The sequence below is a fragment of the Bradyrhizobium sp. CCGUVB23 genome (assembly GCF_024199885.1).
In the GTDB taxonomy this organism is placed as follows: Bacteria; Pseudomonadota; Alphaproteobacteria; order Rhizobiales; family Xanthobacteraceae; genus Bradyrhizobium.
In genome coordinates, this window is the sequence record NZ_JANADQ010000001.1 from 2,932,186 (window position 1) to 2,950,192 (window position 18,007).

Here is an 18,007-nt window from a genome sequence, read left to right on the forward strand (position 1 = left end):
CGTTACCGCAAGGCCCTGGCGTGCTGGGCATCCGCCGTCGCATCGGCCTCGGCCCAGGACTGCGGCTTGACCTTGTCGCCGGCGGCGAATTTCTGGAAGCCTTCGACCACGACCTTGTCGCCGGCCCTCAATCCGTCGGTGACGAACCAGATGCCGTCCTGCACCGAGCCGGTGCGCACCGGCTGCACCGCGATGCGGTTGTCGTCCTTGACGACGAACACCTCGCTGCCGCCACCGCCATTGCGCTGGATCGCCTGCTGCGGCACGGCAATCGCATCGGCATCGATGCCCTGGTCGATGCGGACGCGGACGTACATGCCCGGCAGCAATTCGCGCTTGGGATTGCGGAACTCACCGCGCAGCGTCACCTGGCCGGTATGGGCGTCGACCTTGGCGTCGGAGAACAAGAGCTTGCCGTCGAGCGAATAGAGCGTGTTGTCGTCGAGCACGAGGCGGACTTTCGCGGCATCGGCCGCGATGCGGTCGAGATCGCCGTTCTCGAAGGCGCGGCGAAGCTGGTTCAGCTCGGTGACCGACTGGGTGAAGTCGGCATAGATCGGATCGAGCTGCTGGACCGTGGCGAGATTGGTCTCGTTCTGCACCACGAGCGCGCCTTCGCTGACGATCGCCGCACCAACGACGCCGTCGATCGGCGCGCGCACGGTGGCGTAATCGAGGTTGAGTTTGGCGCGCGCGAGCTCCGCTTTGCGGCCCTCGACCTCGGCCTGGGCCTGGCGCTCGGCGGCGATCGCCTTCTCGTTCTCGGCTTCGGGGGCGGCACGCTGGCTGGTGAGCGTGGCGATGCGGCGCGCCTGCTGCTGCGCCTGCATCAACGCGGCCTCGGCCTTGGCGAGCCCTGCCTCGTTCGCCATCACCTCGACCTCGAACGGCCGCGGATCGATGCGATAGAGCGCTTCTCCCGCCTTCACCTCGCTGCCCTGGCGGAACAGACGCTCGACGACGATACCGGAGACGCGCGGCCGCACTTCGGCGACGCGCGTCGGCGCGATGCGGCCGGGCAACTCGCGCACCACGGCGCGCGATTGCGGCTTGACGACGACGATGCTGACATCGGGTTCGGAAGGTTGGACGGCGGAGACCGCGGAGCTGGATTCATCACAGCCCGCAAGCAGCGGCGCAAAGGCCGCGAGCATCATTGCAACGCATGCCGATCGCGCTCGAAGTCCTGACATGAAGTGGGGTGCCCCGGTGTTGTTGAACAAAGCAACACGCACGGAACAATATCGAAGCGATTCCGCGCGGCTGATCCGGTCAAGATAGAATGCGCGTGCTGCGACGCAACGCATGCTACGGGCGGCTCAATGTCACACGCGCTAGGGCGCTGAGTTCGTGGCCGTTTTCAGACCTCACTGGCTTGTGAGTCAGGCTGCAGGTCCCACAACTGCGACAGAACATCGCAAGCGAACGTTACGAGCCCGGGCATGTGCGCACAAAGATGTAGATGATCTCGGCTTCTGACGGCCAAGCGGAAGATTCCGCAATCAATTAGAAACTTTCCGCTTGTGAGCCTGAACGGACACGGCAGGTGCAAAAAAACTGGACGCAATGCGGTCCGACGCGGTCGCCCTAACTCCTGCCGTACTGGTCTTGATCGTAGGCCTGCAGGATGCGAACAAAATCGGCCATGCTGGATCGATCCTGATTTTCGGCCATAGCCGCAACCTGAGCATTGGACGCGGGCTGGCTCCCTTGCCAAAACCACATCAGGAGGTCGGCGATGTTTTTCATGGCGCACTCTCCGCAGCCAATTGTGGCAGTAGACACTGGAGTGGCAACGCGCGGCTCGATCAAGGGGAAGGCCGGCGGGCGCTACGCCGTAGACCTTGTCCTGCAACTGCCTGCTCGCGGGCCGGTTCCGTTGCTTTTCGCTCTGCATTCGTTAGGTAGCACCGAGCACCTGGGCGAGGCCATTGCGCGCAGGTATGAAGTGACCGTACGGAGGTACGCTCGGGCTAATGCATCGGTATAGCTCGACGAGACGTCGGTTTAGTCCCGAGGCCCTAGTTCCAAGGATTCGGCATCGATAGCCGCGCGAGCTTGCTCCGCCGCGCCGACGAGGTGATCGAATAAGGTTGGGGGATAGAGTCAAAGGCAATCGAGGAAACCGTCAGCGTCTAGCCGCGCTCAAGCAACGTCAGCTTGCGGACTGCCCTCCTCCTCGCTGGCAAGCGCATCGAGATCGATGATCTGTAGATCGTCCCAAGGGGTCTCGTCCTGGCCCCCGCCGCTGCCATGAACGTGCATCAGGGTCTGCACGCGCCTCGCATTGAGATAGTCCACATGCTGGTGCCGCAGGGCGATGGGCAGCAGCGTCTTCGGCAGCTCGACCAGCGCGAAGGCAGGCGCTTTGCGCGCCTCGCTGCCCTCCTGCCACTTGAGCGGATTGAGCGTATAGATCAATTGCCGCTCGACCTCCGGACGCTGCGGGCGCGTGGCGGCGGGCGGCGGCGGCGCGATGTTGACGTTACCCACCCGCGTGCGCGCTGCCAGTGTCCTCAGCTCCCAGCAGACCAGATCCGCGGCCGACAGCACCTCGCGACGCACCTCGTCCACGCTGGCGGAGAAGCCCGTCGCCTCCGCGACCGTTACTGCACCCTTGGCGACAGCGCCGACCAGCGCGGCTGCGCCCGAAGCAAATCCCGGGACGGCCAGATCGATCGCCGCTGCAAGCGCCTCGATACGATCCGCAAGCAATTCGCGGTCGCGCTGCGCAATGGCGTCGGCCAGTGCGCGCTCGGTTGCGACGATCTGTTCGTTGGTTTCTCCGAGGGCCGCGCGCGCCGTCTTGACGCGATCCTCAACCGAACGCAGCTCGGCCTCCGCACGCGCGAGCTTGGCATTGCCGGCGCCAGCCATCGCCAGCCGCTCGGCAGCAACACGTGTTTCCGCAAGCACGGATTCGGCAAGGCCCAGCCGGTCGACCAGCTTTTGCCGCTTCGCCTGTCTGCTTTTCAGTGCGCTTTCGAAACGCTCGACTGGGCCGAGCTCACGCTTGAAGAATGCCATGGCAATATCCTCAGGAATCGCGATCCATCACCGAATCAGTTGGCAGATCCAATGCCCGAGCCCTAGTTGGAAATTTGGTTAAGATTGCGGCTCGCCGAAAAGGCGCGAGACTCACCCTGTCCGCGCGAGTTGCCCGTACGCGGAAGAGAGGAGCCAGCGCGTTAACGATCTGTTAACCATCGCGGCCTAGCCTGTCGTCATCAGCGCACACACGACTGCCCGGTTCAGTCCCAGGAGGACAGCCGATGCCTATTGAGACGCTGACATATGCCGCACTTGGTGCTCGCCTGAAGATCTCGCCATTGGCAGCTCGTTCGCTTGCCAAGCGGCGCCGCTTGCCGCGCTCACTTTCGGATACCGGAAAGGCACTGGTGAGCATTGATCTCGCCGATCTACGGCATACGCCACGACGACCAGGAAGTCGGCAAGCAGGCGACGGCGCGCTGCAAGCAGAAAAGATCCTGGCACTGCAGGTGGAGATCGCGCGGCTCGAAGCAACAGCAGCCGGTCATCGGGTGGATTTCGAGCGGGAGCGAGAGCGCGCCGATCGCCTGACAACTGAGCTGCTGCAGGCGACTGCCGAGGCGACGGCCGCCAAGGAGGCAGCGGCGCGGCTTGAAGGCTCTCTGCGAACCGGCGGCCGATCCGGTGGTTCGACCGACGGCCACGGACAAGCCACATCCCGACTGGGGCATCTCCTCGCCGACCTGGTGGAAGCAGACCGCAGAGCATGCAAGTAGCAATCCCAGTTCTCACATTCTCCAACCCGCCGAAGTAAAGCGTGAGGCAAAAATGACTGACATCACCGATCTTCGCGAGCTGAAAGCGCGCATTGTCGTGTTCGGGGTCGGCGGCGCCGGCGGCAATGCGGTCAACAACATGATCGCGGCTGGGTTACAAGGCGTCGACTTCATCGTCGCCAATACGGACGCACAGGCGCTCACCATGTCGAACGCCAAGCACGTCATCCAGATGGGCACCCAGGTGACTAAAGGCCTTGGCGCCGGCTCGCAGCCCGAGGTCGGGCGCGCCGCAGCCGAAGAGGTGATCGACGCGATCCGCGATCATTTGACCGGCGCACATATGGTGTTTGTGACTGCCGGCATGGGCGGCGGCACCGGCACCGGGGCAGCGCCTGTGATAGCCAGGACCGCGCGCGAGCTTGGCATTCTCACCATTGGTGTGGTCACCAAGCCATTTCACTTCGAGGGTCAGCGCCGCATGCGCCTTGCCGAAGCGGGCATCGCGGATCTGCTGAAGGCGGTGGACACCCTGCTGATCATCCCGAACCAGAATCTGTTCCGGGTGGCCAACGAGAAGACCACATTCGCCGCTGCTTTTGCCCTGGCCGATCAAGTGCTCTATTCGGGTGTGGCCTGCATCAGCGACCTCATCGTCAAGGAAGGTCTGATCAATCTCGATTTCGCCGACGTTCTCTCCATCATGCACGAGAAGGGCAAGGCGATGATGGGCAGGGGCGAGGCCTCGGGCGCAAAGCGCGTGCTCAACGCCGCCGTGGCCGCGATTTCCAATCCATTGATCGAGGACCCGTCGATCAAGCGAGCCAGTGGCCTCATCATCTCCATTACCGGCGGCAGGGACCTGACACTGTTCGAGGTCGACGAAGCTGCCAGCCGCATTCGCGAGGAGGCCGACCAGGATGCCAACATCATCGTCGGCGCCACTTTTGACGAGCGCCTCGAGGGCATAGTCCGCGTCTCGGTGGTGGCGACCGGCATCGATAATCTTGGGCCGGCACGCCAGGTGCAACAAGCGCAAGGCTCAATCGCGGAACTCGCCGGCAGGCTGGGCAACGACGGCCGTCGCGTCGCCGACCGGATTGAGCGCAGCGCACCGATGCCGCCGCCATTGGAGAGCCCGCCGCCCGCACCGACGGCCCGCCACCCTGAGGGCAGACCCGCAAAGCCGACTTCGGAATATGCGCGCCATGCGGCTCCGCAGGGCCTCGATCCGTACGGCCGTTCCTCTACGGCACGCAATTGGATCGAGGAAGACGTTCTCGATATCCCGGCCTTCCTGCGCCGCAAGGCCAACTTCTGATATGTTTGGGCGGTCTAACCGCCTCGTCTCACACTGTCGAGAAACTGCTCGCGTTCGCCAGGCGCGTAACCCTGGGAATCTCCCGGATACGGGCCATTGTAATCATCGTACGGTGCCGGCCGGTAGTGGACCGCCGGTCCGGATGGCGCGTAGGCAAAACCCGAAGCGGGGTCGGAGGCGATCGTGCCCTGACCGGGACGAACGATAGCGTGCCCTCGGTGCGTGTGATGCACTGTAGCCGCGTTCGCAGAGCCACACAGGGTGATCAAAAGGCCCAATGCCAAAATAGAACGCATCGCTTTTTCTCCAATCGACAGCCGCGCCTGCTTAGGTAAGGCCCAGGTCGCGCCGTCCCAACAACAGCGGCTTCACGATTAGTCACATCGCTGGCATCACGGGCGCCGGACGTCTTGCGGGGATTTCCCCTCCGGGCTGAACTGGAAGCACCGCGCGGCGGCGCTGGATCGGTCCGCATATGGCCTTCTGCGACATGTGCGCCCGGCAGAACGCCAACTTTGCTGCCGATGCTCGCAATAGAATGCTTCATTGGCGCGAGAAGGGAAGCGGGGCTCACCCGCGTTAGCAGCTTGCACCATCGCACCAGCGGGCTGCAGCCGCTGTTTCGGGAATAAAGGATCGTAGCAAATCGATCGATTGGCTATATTTCCGAAGCCGTTTCTTCCGGCGTTTGGTTGGAGAGAGATGCCCCCGGGGCCACGTCTTTCGCAAAGTGGACGGCCGCGCCTCATGCTTGGCGGCTCGACGATCACGCTCGTCCGCGCAGTGGCGATCGTGATGGCGCTGGGCGCGATTCGCGCGTTCGCCGCTGACATTGGTTATCTGACGCCGCCAAGAATCCCTGCAAAGGAGTTTCCCTCACCTAGGCGTCCGATTGCCCCGATCGGCAGCCTGAGTCGCTCGGCCGAGGAGCACCGCGACTCCTTGAATGAAGCCGGAGAGGTTGCACTTCTCCTTGGGCTAAAACCAGGCATGACGGTCGGCGATATCGGTGCAGGCAGCGGCTACTACACGGTCCGTCTGTCGTACGTCGTTGGCCCCACGGGCGCCATCATCGCCCAGGACGTCATGCGGGACTACCTCATCGAACTCGGCAGGCGCACGGAACGACTGGGGCTGGCAAACGTCATGTTCGCGATGGGCGAACCACACGACCCTCGCCTGCCCGCTTCCTCGCTGGATGCCGCCATCCTCGGGCACATGTACCACGAGATAACCCAGCCCTACGCCTTTCTCTATAATCTCGCGCCCGCCTTGAAGCCGGGCGCGCGGATCGGAATTGTCGATTTCGAGCGTCCGACCTCAAGGCATGGCACGCCGATTGAGCTGTTGCGCTGCGAATTGTCCGCCGTCGGCTATCGCGAGATCGCCACGTATCAGCTCGCAGGCGATGGTGGATATTTGGCGGTGTTTGTCCCACCGCTGGAAGCGGGTCGAAAATCTCCCCGCGATATAGTTGCTTGTACGGATCATGCCGGCTCGCGCTAGGTCGATGGGGACTGCCGTTTAAGCCAGGTCAAGTGCTAAGGCTTCCGACTGGGGGCGACGAACGGGTTACTCTCAACGTCGGCGTGGCTGTTTCTCTCAAAACATGATTCCAGGCGTTCAAGGGCCGCAGTACTTCCGTCGAGTGGTACCTTCAACGTCGCTCCTTCTCCTCTCACCTGGAGGATATTCGCCGTGCGCACTCTCTCGCTGAGCGGGCGGTCCGATAGAGCGATCGTTACGCTCCTGCCTTCAGCCAACGCTTTTGCCTGGACTGATCGCGCACCTGCAACGAGCGTCACATCGTACGCCTTGCCTCTCTCGAGCTTCCATTTCGATGAATCGAGAAACAGGCGCAAGCCGTCATTGGATCTTGCAAACTTTATATCGAGATCATTAGCGGACCGGCTCATCGTGCACCCGTCAAACTTCTCCGCTTTGAATGAAGTTGCAATCGTCCATGGTCCAACGGAGATGGTCTGATCTTGCTCACGCGCAATGACCGATGTGACCTGAATCAGTACGACAGAGACTGCAACTGGCAACCGCATCTTTTCCTCCTGATACCGGGGCAAGGCAGAAACCTAATCAAAAACACTGTATCCTTTGCGCGCGCCGAACGCAGCCGGGACTCATCGCCGGTATTGACCTCAGCGCCCCGACCGCCGTGTTCCATCGCGCCCCATACTCTCCATCGTGCGGCCATGCTTTCGTCAAGACTGCATTCAGAGCTTGGTCGCCGACGTCGCAACTCGCAAAAGTAACAAAGTATAAGGCACCGAATCGGATCGCAGGTCATAACCCAACCCACCTTGGCGGCCGGGGGCGCACGCAGCTGGGGACACAAACCATGGATCGCACTGATTCAGATGAGCGCGCGGGCAACGAGGCCCGAAGGAGCGAGCAGGTCTCTTGTGCGAGATGTGCCGCCAGGCTTCATCTTTTCATCGAGATACTCGATTCCCGCAACGGTAGGACGCTTCGCCTGTTTCGATGCCTGTGCGGAGAATTTGCCTGGGGCGACTGAGGTCGCCTCAGTTGGCGGCTTCTTTTTTCGTTTCGCGATGTCGCCTGTTGCCCCCAAGCCGAACTCATCGGTCAAGGCTAGACCAACTTCTGCGCTGCCCCTGTTGCGCCGCTATCCGAGGGCGTAGCGGACTTCAGCGTACCCAGAGTATTGTTCGTAAAATTGATCATTGCGAGAAATGATATTTGCGGGAGGACCGAGCATGCAAATCAATGGCGTTGCCCACACGTTCATCACGGCTGGAAATTTTTCAGCCGCACGTGCCTTCTACGGACAACTGCTACCGTTTATGGGCCTTACGATCGTGGCCGACACATCGAACACCTTCTATTGCGTCGGCGGCCGTACGGGATTCGGCATTCATGCGCCCGCAGAGGAGTATGTTGGCCAACGATTCCGCCAGGGCTCTGTTGGATTGCATCACCACTGTTTCCGTGCACGAGAACGTGCCGATGTCGACGAGGCGTATGACTTCCTCGTAAAGATCGGCGCACATATCATTCACGGACCACGAGACGACAGTTTTGCCCCCGGCTACTACTCGGTGCTGTTCGAGGATCCAGACGGCACGAGGCTGGAGATTAATCATGTTCCGGGCAAAGGGCTGCTCGCTCCAGGAACACAGATTGGCGGCGGCTACGCGGATGGGACGCAGAATGGGTAACAGCTTCAAATGATCAGGCTCAAGACGCCAAGACGCTCGGCCTGACCCCTTGCGCCGACGCTGCCCCGCCCGGCCACTTCCGGTTATGGCCCCGAGTGGACTGCGCCGCCTAGCTCACAACATGCGCGATAGTCGAAACGGCAAAACCGTTCGCTTTTACGAGCGCCGGCGCGGCGAACGCATCTGGGACGATTGCCCTCTGGGGTCGGTATTTAACGCTCAGCGAAACACTAACCTTTGTTATTTGAGCGGCCACGCCCTCCAAGGTAGAATGTTCCGGTCAGAGGAATGGGCATCCTCAGATGGAAATCTTCAAGCAACCAGAACGTTTGAGCGCACCTATTTGCGCCAAGTGCGGCATCGCGATGACTTGGATTAATTCGGCGTTGATCAAGGCCGAGCGCACCGTCCTGCACAAGTTCACATGCCAGAATTGTGGCAATAGCAGCCAAATCAGAACGCCAGCGAAGCTCGCTAAAGAGTAGGGCCGCCCCAGTTGGCGGCCTCTTTCATTTCGCGAATGTCGCCTGTTGGCCCAACTCGGACCTCTGGTGAGGTCGGCGATTGCGCCGCTCTCGCTTTCGAGCGCGGGAAAATAAACCGGTGCGAGGCGACCTCAGGAAGTTTAACGTCAAAGTTGCGCGCGAACAGAACCCGGCTGTGCGGCTTGGGTCCGTACCGTTCTCACGCAGCGCGAGATTGTCTTTGTCTTAAGACGGAGGACACTCCATGCCGAGAAAAGAGATTCTCGACCAGATTCAGAAGTACATCCACCCCTTCCGTATCTCCAGCGGCAAGGGCTTTCAGCTGAAGGACTTCGACCCCGGCGACACGCGCGGTCTGAACATGGAAAAGGGCGAAGCTGCCGATCTTCTGCAGCGGGGCACTCGATGGCTCGCAGAAGAACAGGACATGCTTTACGCCCAGGACCGTTGGTCGCTGCTGCTCGTGTTCCAGGCCATGGATGCGGCTGGCAAGGACAGCACCATTAAACACGTCATGTCGGGGGTGAATCCGCAGGGCTGCCAGGTCTTTTCGTTCAAGCAGCCCTCACAAGAGGATCTCGCGCATGACTTCATGTGGCGCTACGCATCGCGTCTGCCGGAGCGTGGACGGATCGGAATCTTCAATCGTTCCTATTACGAGGAGGTCCTCATTGTGCGCGTTCACGAGGATATCCTGAAGCAGCAGAGGCTGCCGTCGTCGTTCGTGGGCAGCAGGATCTGGGACGAACGGCTGGCCGACATCGCGCGCTTTGAGGATTACCTCACCCGGCAGGGCACAGTCATCCTCAAGTTCTTTCTGCATGTGTCGCGCGCAGAGCAAAAGAAACGCTTCATGAAGCGCCTCGACAATCCCGAAAAGAACTGGAAGTTCTCCGCGTCGGACGTGCGCGAGCGCAGGTACTGGGCCGATTATATGGGCGCGTACCAAGCGGCGGTCACGGCCACTGCATCGGAGCAGGCGCCGTGGTACGTGGTGCCGGCCGACAACAGATGGTTCACCCGTCTTGTCGTCGCCGCGGCAATCGTGGAGGCCGTGGAGAAACTCGACCTCGCATATCCGAAGGTAAGCCCGGAGCAGAAGAAGGAGCTGGCCACGGCTCGAGCGGAACTTGCGCGCGAAGCCTGACTCCTGAGGCTCAAGACGAGGCGTCTCCTGAACCTGCTTCCGCGGCGACAACGATCTTTCGCAAGGAGCTTGACGAGCGAATGACAAGCTTTTCGGCCTCGACCACGAGGAAGAACAGCAATCCGCCCAGGAGAAGCCAAGGCCACACCCAAAGCGGGACAGATTCGTTGCCAAACATCGCCTGGACCGGTGGTACGTAGGTGAAAATCAGTTGCAGGATCACGACGGCAGCGATGCCGAGCGGCAAGTACGCATTGCCCGAGTGCGCCCTCACGGAGAGCGACGAATCGAGCAGGTAGCGGCTATTCAGCAGATAGAACACCTGGCCGATTGTGATGGCATTGACGGCTACCGTTCGGGCAAGCCCATCCGATGCGCCTTGCCCTGTCATCCAGAAGAACGCCAGCAAGGTGTAAGCAAGGAGCGCCAAGCCGACGAAGATGATCCGCCAAATCCCGAAGCCGGTCACGATGGGGCGGTCTACTGCGCGCGGCGGCCGGTGCATCACATCGATCTCGTGCGGCTCGAAGGAGATGACCAGGCCGAGCGCGACCGACGTGACCATATTGACCCAGAGCACTTGCGGGGCCGTGATCGGCATGGTGAACCCGACAAAGATCGCCACCGCAATGACCAGCGCCTGCGCGACGTTGGTCGGCAGCATAAATAGCATGGCCTTCTCGATATTGTTGTAGACGGTGCGGCCTTCCTTCACCGCCGCCGAGATCGAGGCGAAGTTATCGTCGGCGAGGATCATTTCGGCAGCTCCCTTCGTGACCTCGGTGCCTTTGATCCCCATCGCGACTCCGATGTCGGCTTTCTTGAGAGAGGGCGCGTCGTTCACACCGTCACCTGTCATCGCCACGATTTGATTGTTGGCCTGGATCGCTTTCACCAGGCGCAGCTTGTGTTCGGGGCTGGCGCGCGCGAAGACGTCGACGGCGCGAACGCGTTCCTGCAGCGTCGCGGTGTCCATGTCCTCGATTTCGGCGCCCGTGATCGCGGTCTTTCCGTCGCCGAGCCCAAGCATCTTGGCGATGGCCGCGGCGGTGATCTTGTGATCGCCGGTGATCATGGTGACGCGGATGCCGCCACCTTGGCACTCCTTCACGGCTTCGATGGCCTCCTTGCGCGGCGGGTCCAGGAGGCCGATCAGGCCGAGCAGGACGAGCGTCCTTGGCAGATCGGCCGCGGTGAGACCGCCAGCCTTCACATTCGGGTTCTGGAGCCACGCGAACGCCAGCACACGTTCGCCTTGGGCCGCAAGCCTGTCCGATTGTTTCGAGAAGTGATTGCGGTCGAGCGGGCTCGGCTGGCCATCGTCGGTCTGCTGGCGATCGCAATGTTCAAGAATGACTTCCGGGGCGCCCTTGACGAGCAGGACTTGCTCGCCCTTCGCATCTCTCTGGAGTGTCGCCATAAACTTGTGCTCGGATTCAAACGGAATGGCGTCGATACGCGGAGATGCAGCCTGCTCGAGCTGCCGATCCATGCCGAGCTTTGCCGCGAACGGATAAAGTGCCCCCTCGGTCGGATCGCCCTCCACCTTCCAGGTGCCCTCCTCCTGGAACAGCTCCGCGTCGTTGCAGAGCAGGGACACTCGCCCCATCAGCGCGAGGACCGGATCCTTGCCAGCGGGCTGTCCGTCCTTCTTGATTTCGCCCACTGGAGAATAGCCATCGCCGGTGACCTGATACGCCGACTCGGCCGTGACGGCGGACACCACCATCATCTCCATGAGCGTCAGCGTACCCGTCTTGTCCGAGCAGATCCGCGACACGGAGCCGAGCGTCTCGACTGCGGGCAACCGCCGGATAATCGCGTTGCGCTGGGCCATGCGCTGGACGCCGATGGCCAGGGTGATCGTGATAAGTGCAGGTAGTCCTTCCGGGATGAGTGATACGGCGATGCCGACGACTGCCTGGAAGAGCTCCACAAAGTCGATCCCTTTCACCCACTTGCCGTAGGCGAAGATCAGGACGCTGATCACCCCGATTGCCGCGCTGATGGCGTAGCCAAATTTCTTGATCTGGCGCAGCAGCGGAGTCTCGAGCGGGCTGACGTCGGCGAGCAACTGGTTGATACGGCCGAGTTCGGTCTGAGGGCCGGTCGCGACGACCAATCCGGTTGCGCGACCGGATACGACCATGGTGCCGGAAAATGCCATGTTCTCGCGATCACCTACCGTCGCGTTGGCAGGCACCGCGTCGACGCTCTTTTCCGCCGGCACCGATTCACCAGTGAGGGCCGCCTCTTCGGTCCGCAGGTTCTTTGTCTCGAACAGTCGCAGATCCGCAGGAATCTTGTCGCCCGACTCCAGGAGCACGATGTCCCCCGGGACAAGCTGCTCCGCGGGGATCATGCGGGTTTCCCCACCGCGTACCGCCCTGGCCTCGGCGGTCAGCATGTTGCGGATGGAATCCAATGCCTTCTCGGCCTTGCCCTCCTGAATGAAACCGAGGAGCGCGTTGAGAACGACCACGCCAAAGATGATCGCCGCGTCGACCCACAGGTTCAGCATCAACTTGGTGAACCCTGCGGCGAGCAGCACGTAGACCAGGATGTTGTTGAACTGTGCGAGAAGCCTCGCAAACGAGCCGCGTTTCCTCCCTTCGGGCAAGCGGTTCTGACCGTATTTCTGAAGTCGGACAGCGGCCTCAGCCGGAGCAAGCCCTTTCTCGCAGCTGGTAGCAAGTCGCTCCACGACCTCATGCTGAGGTATCGCGTGCCAGGGCGCCACCTCGTCGGTTGTGTTCGCATTCGCTGCTGCGCTCATGCCATTCTGCCTATCGGCCGACGTCTAGAACTGGTTTAGTTCGCTTACGGAGTCGACATCTGACATTTCTTTCGAAGTCCCAATGACATGGGTCGTGATCCGCAAGGCCCTTGACCTGAATCAAGGGACTGAGACCCGTTGGAAGACCGGTTTCAATCCGGAGAATCCCTCACTCAACCTGGGGCTTCGCAGTATGGTTTGGCGGGGCCCCTCCGATAGCCCCACCGGTTCCTCGTTTAATTTGTCGCGCAGGCTTCCCGTATCGGCCCAACTCAGACCTGGTCTAAGCTCCGCTATCGCGCCGCGATCAGAGGCACAGCGGATCTCGTGCACACTCTACGGCGTGCGGGGTCGCGAGCACGCCCCCTGTGCCGCCGCCTTCATCCGGTAATGACTGACGCCCCATTCGCTGCCGTTGGCGTAACCGAACAGACCTGCGGTGGCGAGGAAGAACCAGCGCCAGCGCCGCATCCAGAGCACGGTCTCGTCGCCATAGACCTTGCGCAAGATCGCTTCGATGGCCTCCCGGTTGGAATCGAAATTGACCAGCCAGTCGTTCGCGGTGCGCTGATAATGCGTGCCGCTCCAGCACCATTCCTTCTCGACCTCGAACAGGTCGGGATATTGCCTGACGAGGTGATGGCTCGGCATCACGCCGCCGGTGAAGAAATGCTGCGCGATCCAATCGTCGCGGTCGGTGCGGTCGAAGAGATACGAGCCGGAGCGATGGGTGAAGATGTGCATGAAGAAGCGTCCGTCGACATCGAGCCAGGAGCGGACGTTCGTCAAGAGCTTGCGCCAGTTCATCATGTGCTCGAACATTTCCACCGAGACGACGCGGTCGAACCGGCGGTCGGACGCGAACACATTCATATCAGACGTGACGACGCGAAGATTTTTGAGACCGCGCAGCCGCGCCTCCTCCTCGATATGGTCGCGCTGCGAATGCGAGTTCGACACTGCCGTCACCTCGGCATGGGGGAACTGCCGCGCCATCCACAGCGACAGCGAGCCCCAGCCGCAGCCGAGCTCGAGGATGGTCTGCCCGTCGGCAAGGTCGGCATGGGCGACGGTCTGGCGCAGGGCTTCCTCTTCCGCCTCCTGCAACGTGGTCGCAGCAGTCTTGTAGAAGCAGGACGAATATTTGCGGTTGGGGCCGAGCACCGCCGCGAAGAAGGCAGACGGCACCTCGTAGTGCTGGGTGTTGGCGGCATCGGCATACCCGGCGATCGGCCGCAGCATCATTTGACCGGCAAACACCGTGTCATCCGCCGCGGTGCGGTCGGCAAGGCGTGTCGCGGTGCGCGAGCATAGCCGCTGGATCGCGGCGCGGACGACGACGTCGGGCAGAGGCACGCGCTCGGCGGTGCCGATGATGGCGGAGACGAAGCTCACGCGGTCGCTCCCCGGACAATCGCTTTGGGCGGCAAGGGAAAGAAGGCGCTGGTTCGCGCCTGGTAGGCACGGTAGCGCTCGCCGCGCGAGCGCAGCATCTGTTCCTCCAGTGGCGGGATGCCGGTGACGTGGACCAGGATCCAGTACATCAAGATCGGCGCAAGCAGGCTGGCCCAGCCCCATGCGTAGCCGGACGCAAGGCCGATCACGGGATAGGCGAGCCAGCACAGCCATTCGAAGAAGTAGTTGGGATGCCGCGACCAGCGCCACAGGCCGACATCGCAGACCTGGACGGCGTTGGCCGGGTCCTGCCTGAACCGCCGCAACTGCGCGTCCGCCAGCCCTTCGCCGAGGATGCCGGCGAGCAGGATCGCCGCGCCCAGGAAATCCTGGACGCGCAGGGCGGGTTCTGGGACATGCGCGGCGACGAAGATCGCGAACACCAGCGGCACCGAGCCCAGCGCCTGGTTCTGGAGGAAGATGAACATCCGCCGCCGCGCGTTAAGGCCCCAGTCCTTCGCAAACGCGGCATAGCGCGGATCGTCGGAGATGCGAGCGGTGCGGATCGCAATATGCATCCCGAGCCGGCCTGACCACAGTGCCACCAGGCCCGCGACCAGCCACTGCCGTGCGTTGGGCGCATGGCCGAAAGCCGGCCAGAGCGCACTGGAGGCGCCGACCAGCCCGACGGAAAAGGTCCAGATGGTATCGACCCAGCCGGAATTGCCGGTCAGCTCGCGCACCACCCAGGCGAGCGCCATCAAGATCGCAAGCGACAACGCGATGACGGCAAGCGCCCCGAGATAGGTCGTCATGCAAAAAATCCGACTTGAGCCTGTGAAACGCCGAAGTTTTGCAAAATACGTAACCTTCAAAGCCCGGTTTCAGGTTTGAGTTCCCCCACCCAGCCCCGAAATCGACCCCGCCCAGCTTTTTTTGCGCTCGCGCTGTGCCATAGTGCGGGCCGCAATTTGAGGTTTCGCAACGGATGACATCGGCCATGAAGCCTGGCACTTCGCCCCGCTCCCCCATGGACATCGACTACATCAAACTGTCCTCGCCCAGCGTGTTCCTGGTGCGGATGCTGGTGTTTCTGGTGCTCTGCTCGCTGGTCGGGGTCGTGCTCTACAAGCAGATCATCACCGCCTTCTTCGCCAATCCCGGGCTGAACGCCCTGATCGGCGGCGTGCTGTTCATCGGCATTATCCTGGCCTTCCGCCAGGTCATCCGGCTCTATCCCGAGGTCTCCTGGGTCAACAATTTCCGCATCGCCGATCCCGGCCTTGCGCAGTCGCGCCATCCGAGACTGCTGGCCCCGATGGCGGCGATCCTCGGGGGCGAGCGGTCCGGGCGCATGAGCATCACCCAGCAGACCATGCGGCACCTGCTTGATTCGATCGCGACCCGCCTGGACGAGGCTCGCGACATCTCCCGCTATATGACCGGATTGCTGGTGTTCCTCGGCCTGCTCGGCACCTTCTGGGGTCTGATCGAGACCGTCGGCTCGGTCGGCAAGGTGATCGACGGGCTGAAGGTTGGCGGCGACGCCGGTGCTCTGTTCGACACCCTGAAGGAAGGCCTCGCCGCGCCGCTCGGCGGCATGGGTATCTCGTTCTCCAGCTCGCTGTTCGGCCTTGCCGGCTCGCTCATCCTCGGCTTCCTCGACCTGCAATCGAGCCAGGCCCAGAACCGTTTCTACACCGACCTCGAAGACTGGCTTGCCACCACCGTGCGCGAATATGGCAGCGGCGAAGTGGCGGCCGTCGCCAGTGGCGGCGGTGTGGCCTCGGGCGAGCTTCAGGCTGCCGTCGAACGGCTGCGCTCGGTACTCGAGGAAGGCAACGCCAGCCGCGGCACGACAGCCGCGATGGCGAGCCTTGCCGAGGCCATCCAGGCACTGGTCTCGCATATGCGAACTGAACAGCAGATGATCCGCGAATGGGCTGACGGCCAGGGCGAGCAGAATCGCGAGATCCGTCGCCTGCTCGAGCGCCTCGCGCGCCAGCCGGAGAAGAGTTGAGTACTCGTTGGGCTACCCTGCCCCGGACGCAGCGCAGCACGCAGTGGTGCGCTGCTGAGCCGGGGCCCAGCGTTACTTGAGATGTGGGTCCCGGCTCTGCGGAGCAGCGTTGCACGCTGCACCGCGTCCGGGACACGGAAGTGGAGACAAACGAGATGGCACTTGCCCGCGCCCGCCGCAGCGAAGGCCCCTTCAACTACTGGCCCGGTTTCGTCGACGCGCTGTCGACGCTGGTGCTGTCGATCGTGTTCCTGCTCTCGGTCTTCCTGGTCGTGCAGTTCTTCCTGTCGCAGGAGGTCACCGGCAAGGACAAGGCGCTGGAGCAGCTCAACGCCAAGATCGCGCAGCTCAACGAGCTATTGTCGCTGGAAAAGCTCGGCAAGCTCAGCCTCGACGACCAGGTCTCGCAGCTCAAGGCTGGCCTTGCCTCGGCCGAGACCGAGCGCGACCGCCTCAAGGGCCTCTATGAAGGCCTTGCGAACGCCGGCAACGATGCCCAGGGCAAGACGACCGAGCTCAGCAAGGCGCTGGACTCCGAGAAGCAGGTGTCCGCACGGGCGCTGGCACAGATCGAGGTTCTGAACCAGCAGATCAGTGCGCTGCGGCGGCAATTGGCGGCGCTCGAGGAAGCCCTCGACGCCTCCGAGAAGCGCGACAAGGAATCGCAGACGCGGATCGCCGATCTGGGTTCTCGCCTCAACGTGGCTTTGGCCCAGCGCGTGCAGGAATTGTCGCGCTACCGCTCGGAATTCTTCGGCCGCCTGCGCGCCATCCTCGGCAACCGTCCCGACATCCGGATCGTCGGCGACCGCTTCGTGTTCCAGTCCGAAGTGTTCTTCGATACCGGCCAGGCAACGCTGCTGCCCGAGGGCCGCACCGAGCTCGACACGGTCGCAAGCGCGCTCAATGAGCTCAACGGCAAGATCCCGAGCGACATTCCCTGGGTGCTCCGCGTCGACGGCCACACCGACGTGCGGCCGGTCACCGGCGCCAACTTCAAATCCAACTGGGAATTGTCATCGGCCCGCGCGATTTCGGTGGTGCAGTACCTGATCTCGCTCGGCGTCCCCGCCGAGCGGCTGGTCGCGGCCGGCTTTGCCGAATTCCAGCCACTCGATACCGGCAACACCGAAGAAGCCTTCAAGCGCAACCGCCGCATCGAGCTGAAGCTGACGGAGCGGTAGTGAGCTTCCACCTCCGCCCCTATCGCGCCGAGGACGAGGCGGCGGCGATCGCGCTGTGGCATCGCACCTGGCAGCAGGCCTATCCGCAGATCGACTTCGCGGCGCGGCTGGAGTGGTGGCGCGAGCGCTGGCGCAAGGACCTCGTGCCGAAGGCGGCGATCGTCGTCGCCGAGCAGGATGATGGCGCGCCGATCGGCTTCGTCACCATCGACGGCGAAGGCTATCTCGACCAGCTCGTGGTCGATCCCGGGCAATGGGGCTCGGATGCCGCGCGCTTGCTGGTGGATGAAGCCAAGCGCCTCTCGCCAACGGGCGTCACCCTGCTCGTCAACAAGGACAACACCCGCGCCATCCGCTTCTACGAGCGCAACGGCTTTGCCCATGCGGGGGATGATGTGAACCCGACCTCGGGGCGTCCGGTGCTGCGGATGGAATGGAAGCCGTAGGCGCTGCAGCCAGCCCCACACTCAGCCGTCATTGCCAGGGAACGAAGCATCCCCAATGTCGTCCTGGCGCAGGCCAGGACCCATACCGCGGAATCTATCGTTGTGCACGGTGCCAATCCCGAACGACCGGCTTTCGCCAAACCGCTCCCTGGGGTTATGGGTCCTGGCCTGCGCCAGGACGACACCGAGTTTTTTGGCTACTTGCTCACAAATGACGGAGCTTGAGGGACTTCGGCCCCCGCCTCCGGCGAACGCTCGGCTACTTTGCATGG

Annotated in this window: 17 protein-coding genes; 9 read left to right on the forward strand and 8 right to left on the reverse strand. The window is 62.5% G+C overall.

The window, feature by feature from the left end; genetic code table 11:
• Nucleotides 1-2: 2 nt before the first annotated feature.
• From NLN62_RS13380 to NLN62_RS13390, 3 genes are all read right to left on the reverse strand, one after another.
• Nucleotides 3-1,193, reverse strand: a complete 1,191-nt coding sequence (locus tag NLN62_RS13380; protein WP_254109092.1) for an efflux RND transporter periplasmic adaptor subunit — start codon at nucleotides 1,191-1,193, stop codon at nucleotides 3-5.
• Between the two features lie 394 nt (nucleotides 1,194-1,587).
• Nucleotides 1,588-1,749 carry a hypothetical protein gene (locus tag NLN62_RS13385; RefSeq protein WP_254109093.1) on the reverse strand — a complete coding sequence of 54 codons (162 nt, stop codon included), beginning with the start codon at nucleotides 1,747-1,749 and terminating at the stop codon, nucleotides 1,588-1,590.
• A 396-nt stretch (nucleotides 1,750-2,145) separates the two neighbouring features.
• Nucleotides 2,146-3,027, reverse strand: a complete 882-nt coding sequence (locus tag NLN62_RS13390; RefSeq protein WP_254109094.1) for a hypothetical protein — start codon at nucleotides 3,025-3,027, stop codon at nucleotides 2,146-2,148.
• Between the two features lie 371 nt (nucleotides 3,028-3,398).
• On the opposite strand from NLN62_RS13390, the gene NLN62_RS13395 reads away from it, so the two are divergent.
• The 3 genes from NLN62_RS13395 to NLN62_RS13405 all read left to right on the forward strand — a co-directional run bounded on the left by NLN62_RS13395 (nucleotide 3,399) and on the right by NLN62_RS13405 (nucleotide 6,594).
• The gene (locus NLN62_RS13395) at nucleotides 3,399-3,767 is read left to right on the forward strand and encodes a hypothetical protein (protein ID WP_254109095.1); all 369 of its coding nucleotides are present in this window, start codon (nucleotides 3,399-3,401) and stop codon (nucleotides 3,765-3,767) included.
• Between the two features lie 52 nt (nucleotides 3,768-3,819).
• Nucleotides 3,820-5,088 (forward strand): cell division protein FtsZ, encoded by a 1,269-nt coding sequence (ftsZ, locus tag NLN62_RS13400; RefSeq protein WP_254109096.1) that lies wholly within the window; start codon nucleotides 3,820-3,822, stop codon nucleotides 5,086-5,088.
• A 747-nt stretch (nucleotides 5,089-5,835) separates the two neighbouring features.
• On the forward strand, nucleotides 5,836-6,594 hold the full coding sequence (locus NLN62_RS13405) for a class I SAM-dependent methyltransferase (RefSeq protein WP_254109097.1): 759 nt from the start codon (nucleotides 5,836-5,838) through the stop codon (nucleotides 6,592-6,594).
• 35 nt (nucleotides 6,595-6,629) lie between these two features.
• Here NLN62_RS13405 and NLN62_RS13410 read toward each other — a convergent pair whose 3' ends face one another.
• Complete coding sequence (locus NLN62_RS13410; protein WP_254109098.1) at nucleotides 6,630-7,142, reverse strand: hypothetical protein; 513 nt, start codon at nucleotides 7,140-7,142, stop codon at nucleotides 6,630-6,632.
• A gap of 314 nt (nucleotides 7,143-7,456) precedes the next feature.
• A complete protein-coding gene (locus tag NLN62_RS13415; RefSeq protein WP_156944151.1) occupies nucleotides 7,457-7,693 on the reverse strand; it encodes a hypothetical protein in 237 nt (78 codons plus the stop codon).
• A gap of 127 nt (nucleotides 7,694-7,820) precedes the next feature.
• On the opposite strand from NLN62_RS13415, the gene NLN62_RS13420 reads away from it, so the two are divergent.
• The 3 genes from NLN62_RS13420 (at nucleotide 7,821) to NLN62_RS13430 (ending at nucleotide 9,914) form a co-directional block, all read left to right on the forward strand.
• Nucleotides 7,821-8,282 (forward strand): VOC family protein, encoded by a 462-nt coding sequence (locus tag NLN62_RS13420; protein ID WP_035661467.1) that lies wholly within the window; start codon nucleotides 7,821-7,823, stop codon nucleotides 8,280-8,282.
• A gap of 302 nt (nucleotides 8,283-8,584) precedes the next feature.
• Entirely contained in the window at nucleotides 8,585-8,767 is a 183-nt protein-coding gene (locus NLN62_RS13425; RefSeq protein ID WP_254109099.1) for a hypothetical protein, read from the forward strand.
• Between the two features lie 244 nt (nucleotides 8,768-9,011).
• Entirely contained in the window at nucleotides 9,012-9,914 is a 903-nt protein-coding gene (locus NLN62_RS13430; protein WP_027521823.1) for a polyphosphate kinase 2 family protein, read from the forward strand.
• Nucleotides 9,915-9,924: 10 nt separating this feature from the next.
• Here NLN62_RS13430 and NLN62_RS13435 read toward each other — a convergent pair whose 3' ends face one another.
• The 3 genes from NLN62_RS13435 to NLN62_RS13445 all read right to left on the reverse strand — a co-directional run bounded on the left by NLN62_RS13435 (nucleotide 9,925) and on the right by NLN62_RS13445 (nucleotide 14,900).
• Nucleotides 9,925-12,690 (reverse strand): HAD-IC family P-type ATPase, encoded by a 2,766-nt coding sequence (locus NLN62_RS13435; protein WP_254109100.1) that lies wholly within the window; start codon nucleotides 12,688-12,690, stop codon nucleotides 9,925-9,927.
• A 336-nt stretch (nucleotides 12,691-13,026) separates the two neighbouring features.
• Nucleotides 13,027-14,085, reverse strand: a complete 1,059-nt coding sequence (locus NLN62_RS13440) for a cyclopropane-fatty-acyl-phospholipid synthase family protein (RefSeq protein ID WP_254109101.1) — start codon at nucleotides 14,083-14,085, stop codon at nucleotides 13,027-13,029.
• Nucleotides 14,082-14,900: a DUF1295 domain-containing protein gene (locus NLN62_RS13445; protein WP_254109102.1), complete on the reverse strand. Its 819-nt coding sequence runs from the start codon at nucleotides 14,898-14,900 to the stop codon at nucleotides 14,082-14,084. The genes NLN62_RS13440 and NLN62_RS13445 overlap by 4 nt, the downstream gene beginning before the upstream one ends.
• A 185-nt stretch (nucleotides 14,901-15,085) precedes the next feature.
• On the opposite strand from NLN62_RS13445, the gene NLN62_RS13450 reads away from it, so the two are divergent.
• The 3 genes from NLN62_RS13450 to NLN62_RS13460 all read left to right on the forward strand — a co-directional run bounded on the left by NLN62_RS13450 (nucleotide 15,086) and on the right by NLN62_RS13460 (nucleotide 17,735).
• Nucleotides 15,086-16,105 carry a hypothetical protein gene (locus NLN62_RS13450; RefSeq protein WP_027521820.1) on the forward strand — a complete coding sequence of 340 codons (1,020 nt, stop codon included), beginning with the start codon at nucleotides 15,086-15,088 and terminating at the stop codon, nucleotides 16,103-16,105.
• 155 nt (nucleotides 16,106-16,260) lie between these two features.
• Nucleotides 16,261-17,289, forward strand: a complete 1,029-nt coding sequence (locus NLN62_RS13455; protein WP_254109103.1) for a peptidoglycan -binding protein — start codon at nucleotides 16,261-16,263, stop codon at nucleotides 17,287-17,289.
• Nucleotides 17,289-17,735 (forward strand): GNAT family N-acetyltransferase, encoded by a 447-nt coding sequence (locus NLN62_RS13460; protein WP_027521818.1) that lies wholly within the window; start codon nucleotides 17,289-17,291, stop codon nucleotides 17,733-17,735. The genes NLN62_RS13455 and NLN62_RS13460 overlap by 1 nt, the downstream gene beginning before the upstream one ends.
• Nucleotides 17,736-18,007: the final 272 nt, after the last annotated feature.

Coding starts and splice junctions, on each gene's coding strand:
- NLN62_RS13380 (WP_254109092.1), bottom strand. CDS start 1,193: ATGTCAGGACTTCGAGCGCGATCGGCATGCGTTGCAATGATGCTCGCG.
- NLN62_RS13385 (WP_254109093.1), bottom strand. CDS start 1,749: ATGAAAAACATCGCCGACCTCCTGATGTGGTTTTGGCAAGGGAGCCAG.
- NLN62_RS13390 (WP_254109094.1), bottom strand. CDS start 3,027: ATGGCATTCTTCAAGCGTGAGCTCGGCCCAGTCGAGCGTTTCGAAAGC.
- ftsZ (WP_254109096.1), top strand. CDS start 3,820: ATGACTGACATCACCGATCTTCGCGAGCTGAAAGCGCGCATTGTCGTG.
- NLN62_RS13405 (WP_254109097.1), top strand. CDS start 5,836: ATGCTTGGCGGCTCGACGATCACGCTCGTCCGCGCAGTGGCGATCGTG.
- NLN62_RS13410 (WP_254109098.1), bottom strand. CDS start 7,142: ATGCGGTTGCCAGTTGCAGTCTCTGTCGTACTGATTCAGGTCACATCG.
- NLN62_RS13420 (WP_035661467.1), top strand. CDS start 7,821: ATGCAAATCAATGGCGTTGCCCACACGTTCATCACGGCTGGAAATTTT.
- NLN62_RS13425 (WP_254109099.1), top strand. CDS start 8,585: ATGGAAATCTTCAAGCAACCAGAACGTTTGAGCGCACCTATTTGCGCC.
- NLN62_RS13430 (WP_027521823.1), top strand. CDS start 9,012: ATGCCGAGAAAAGAGATTCTCGACCAGATTCAGAAGTACATCCACCCC.
- NLN62_RS13435 (WP_254109100.1), bottom strand. CDS start 12,690: ATGAGCGCAGCAGCGAATGCGAACACAACCGACGAGGTGGCGCCCTGG.
- NLN62_RS13445 (WP_254109102.1), bottom strand. CDS start 14,900: ATGACGACCTATCTCGGGGCGCTTGCCGTCATCGCGTTGTCGCTTGCG.
- NLN62_RS13450 (WP_027521820.1), top strand. CDS start 15,086: ATGAAGCCTGGCACTTCGCCCCGCTCCCCCATGGACATCGACTACATC.
- NLN62_RS13455 (WP_254109103.1), top strand. CDS start 16,261: ATGGCACTTGCCCGCGCCCGCCGCAGCGAAGGCCCCTTCAACTACTGG.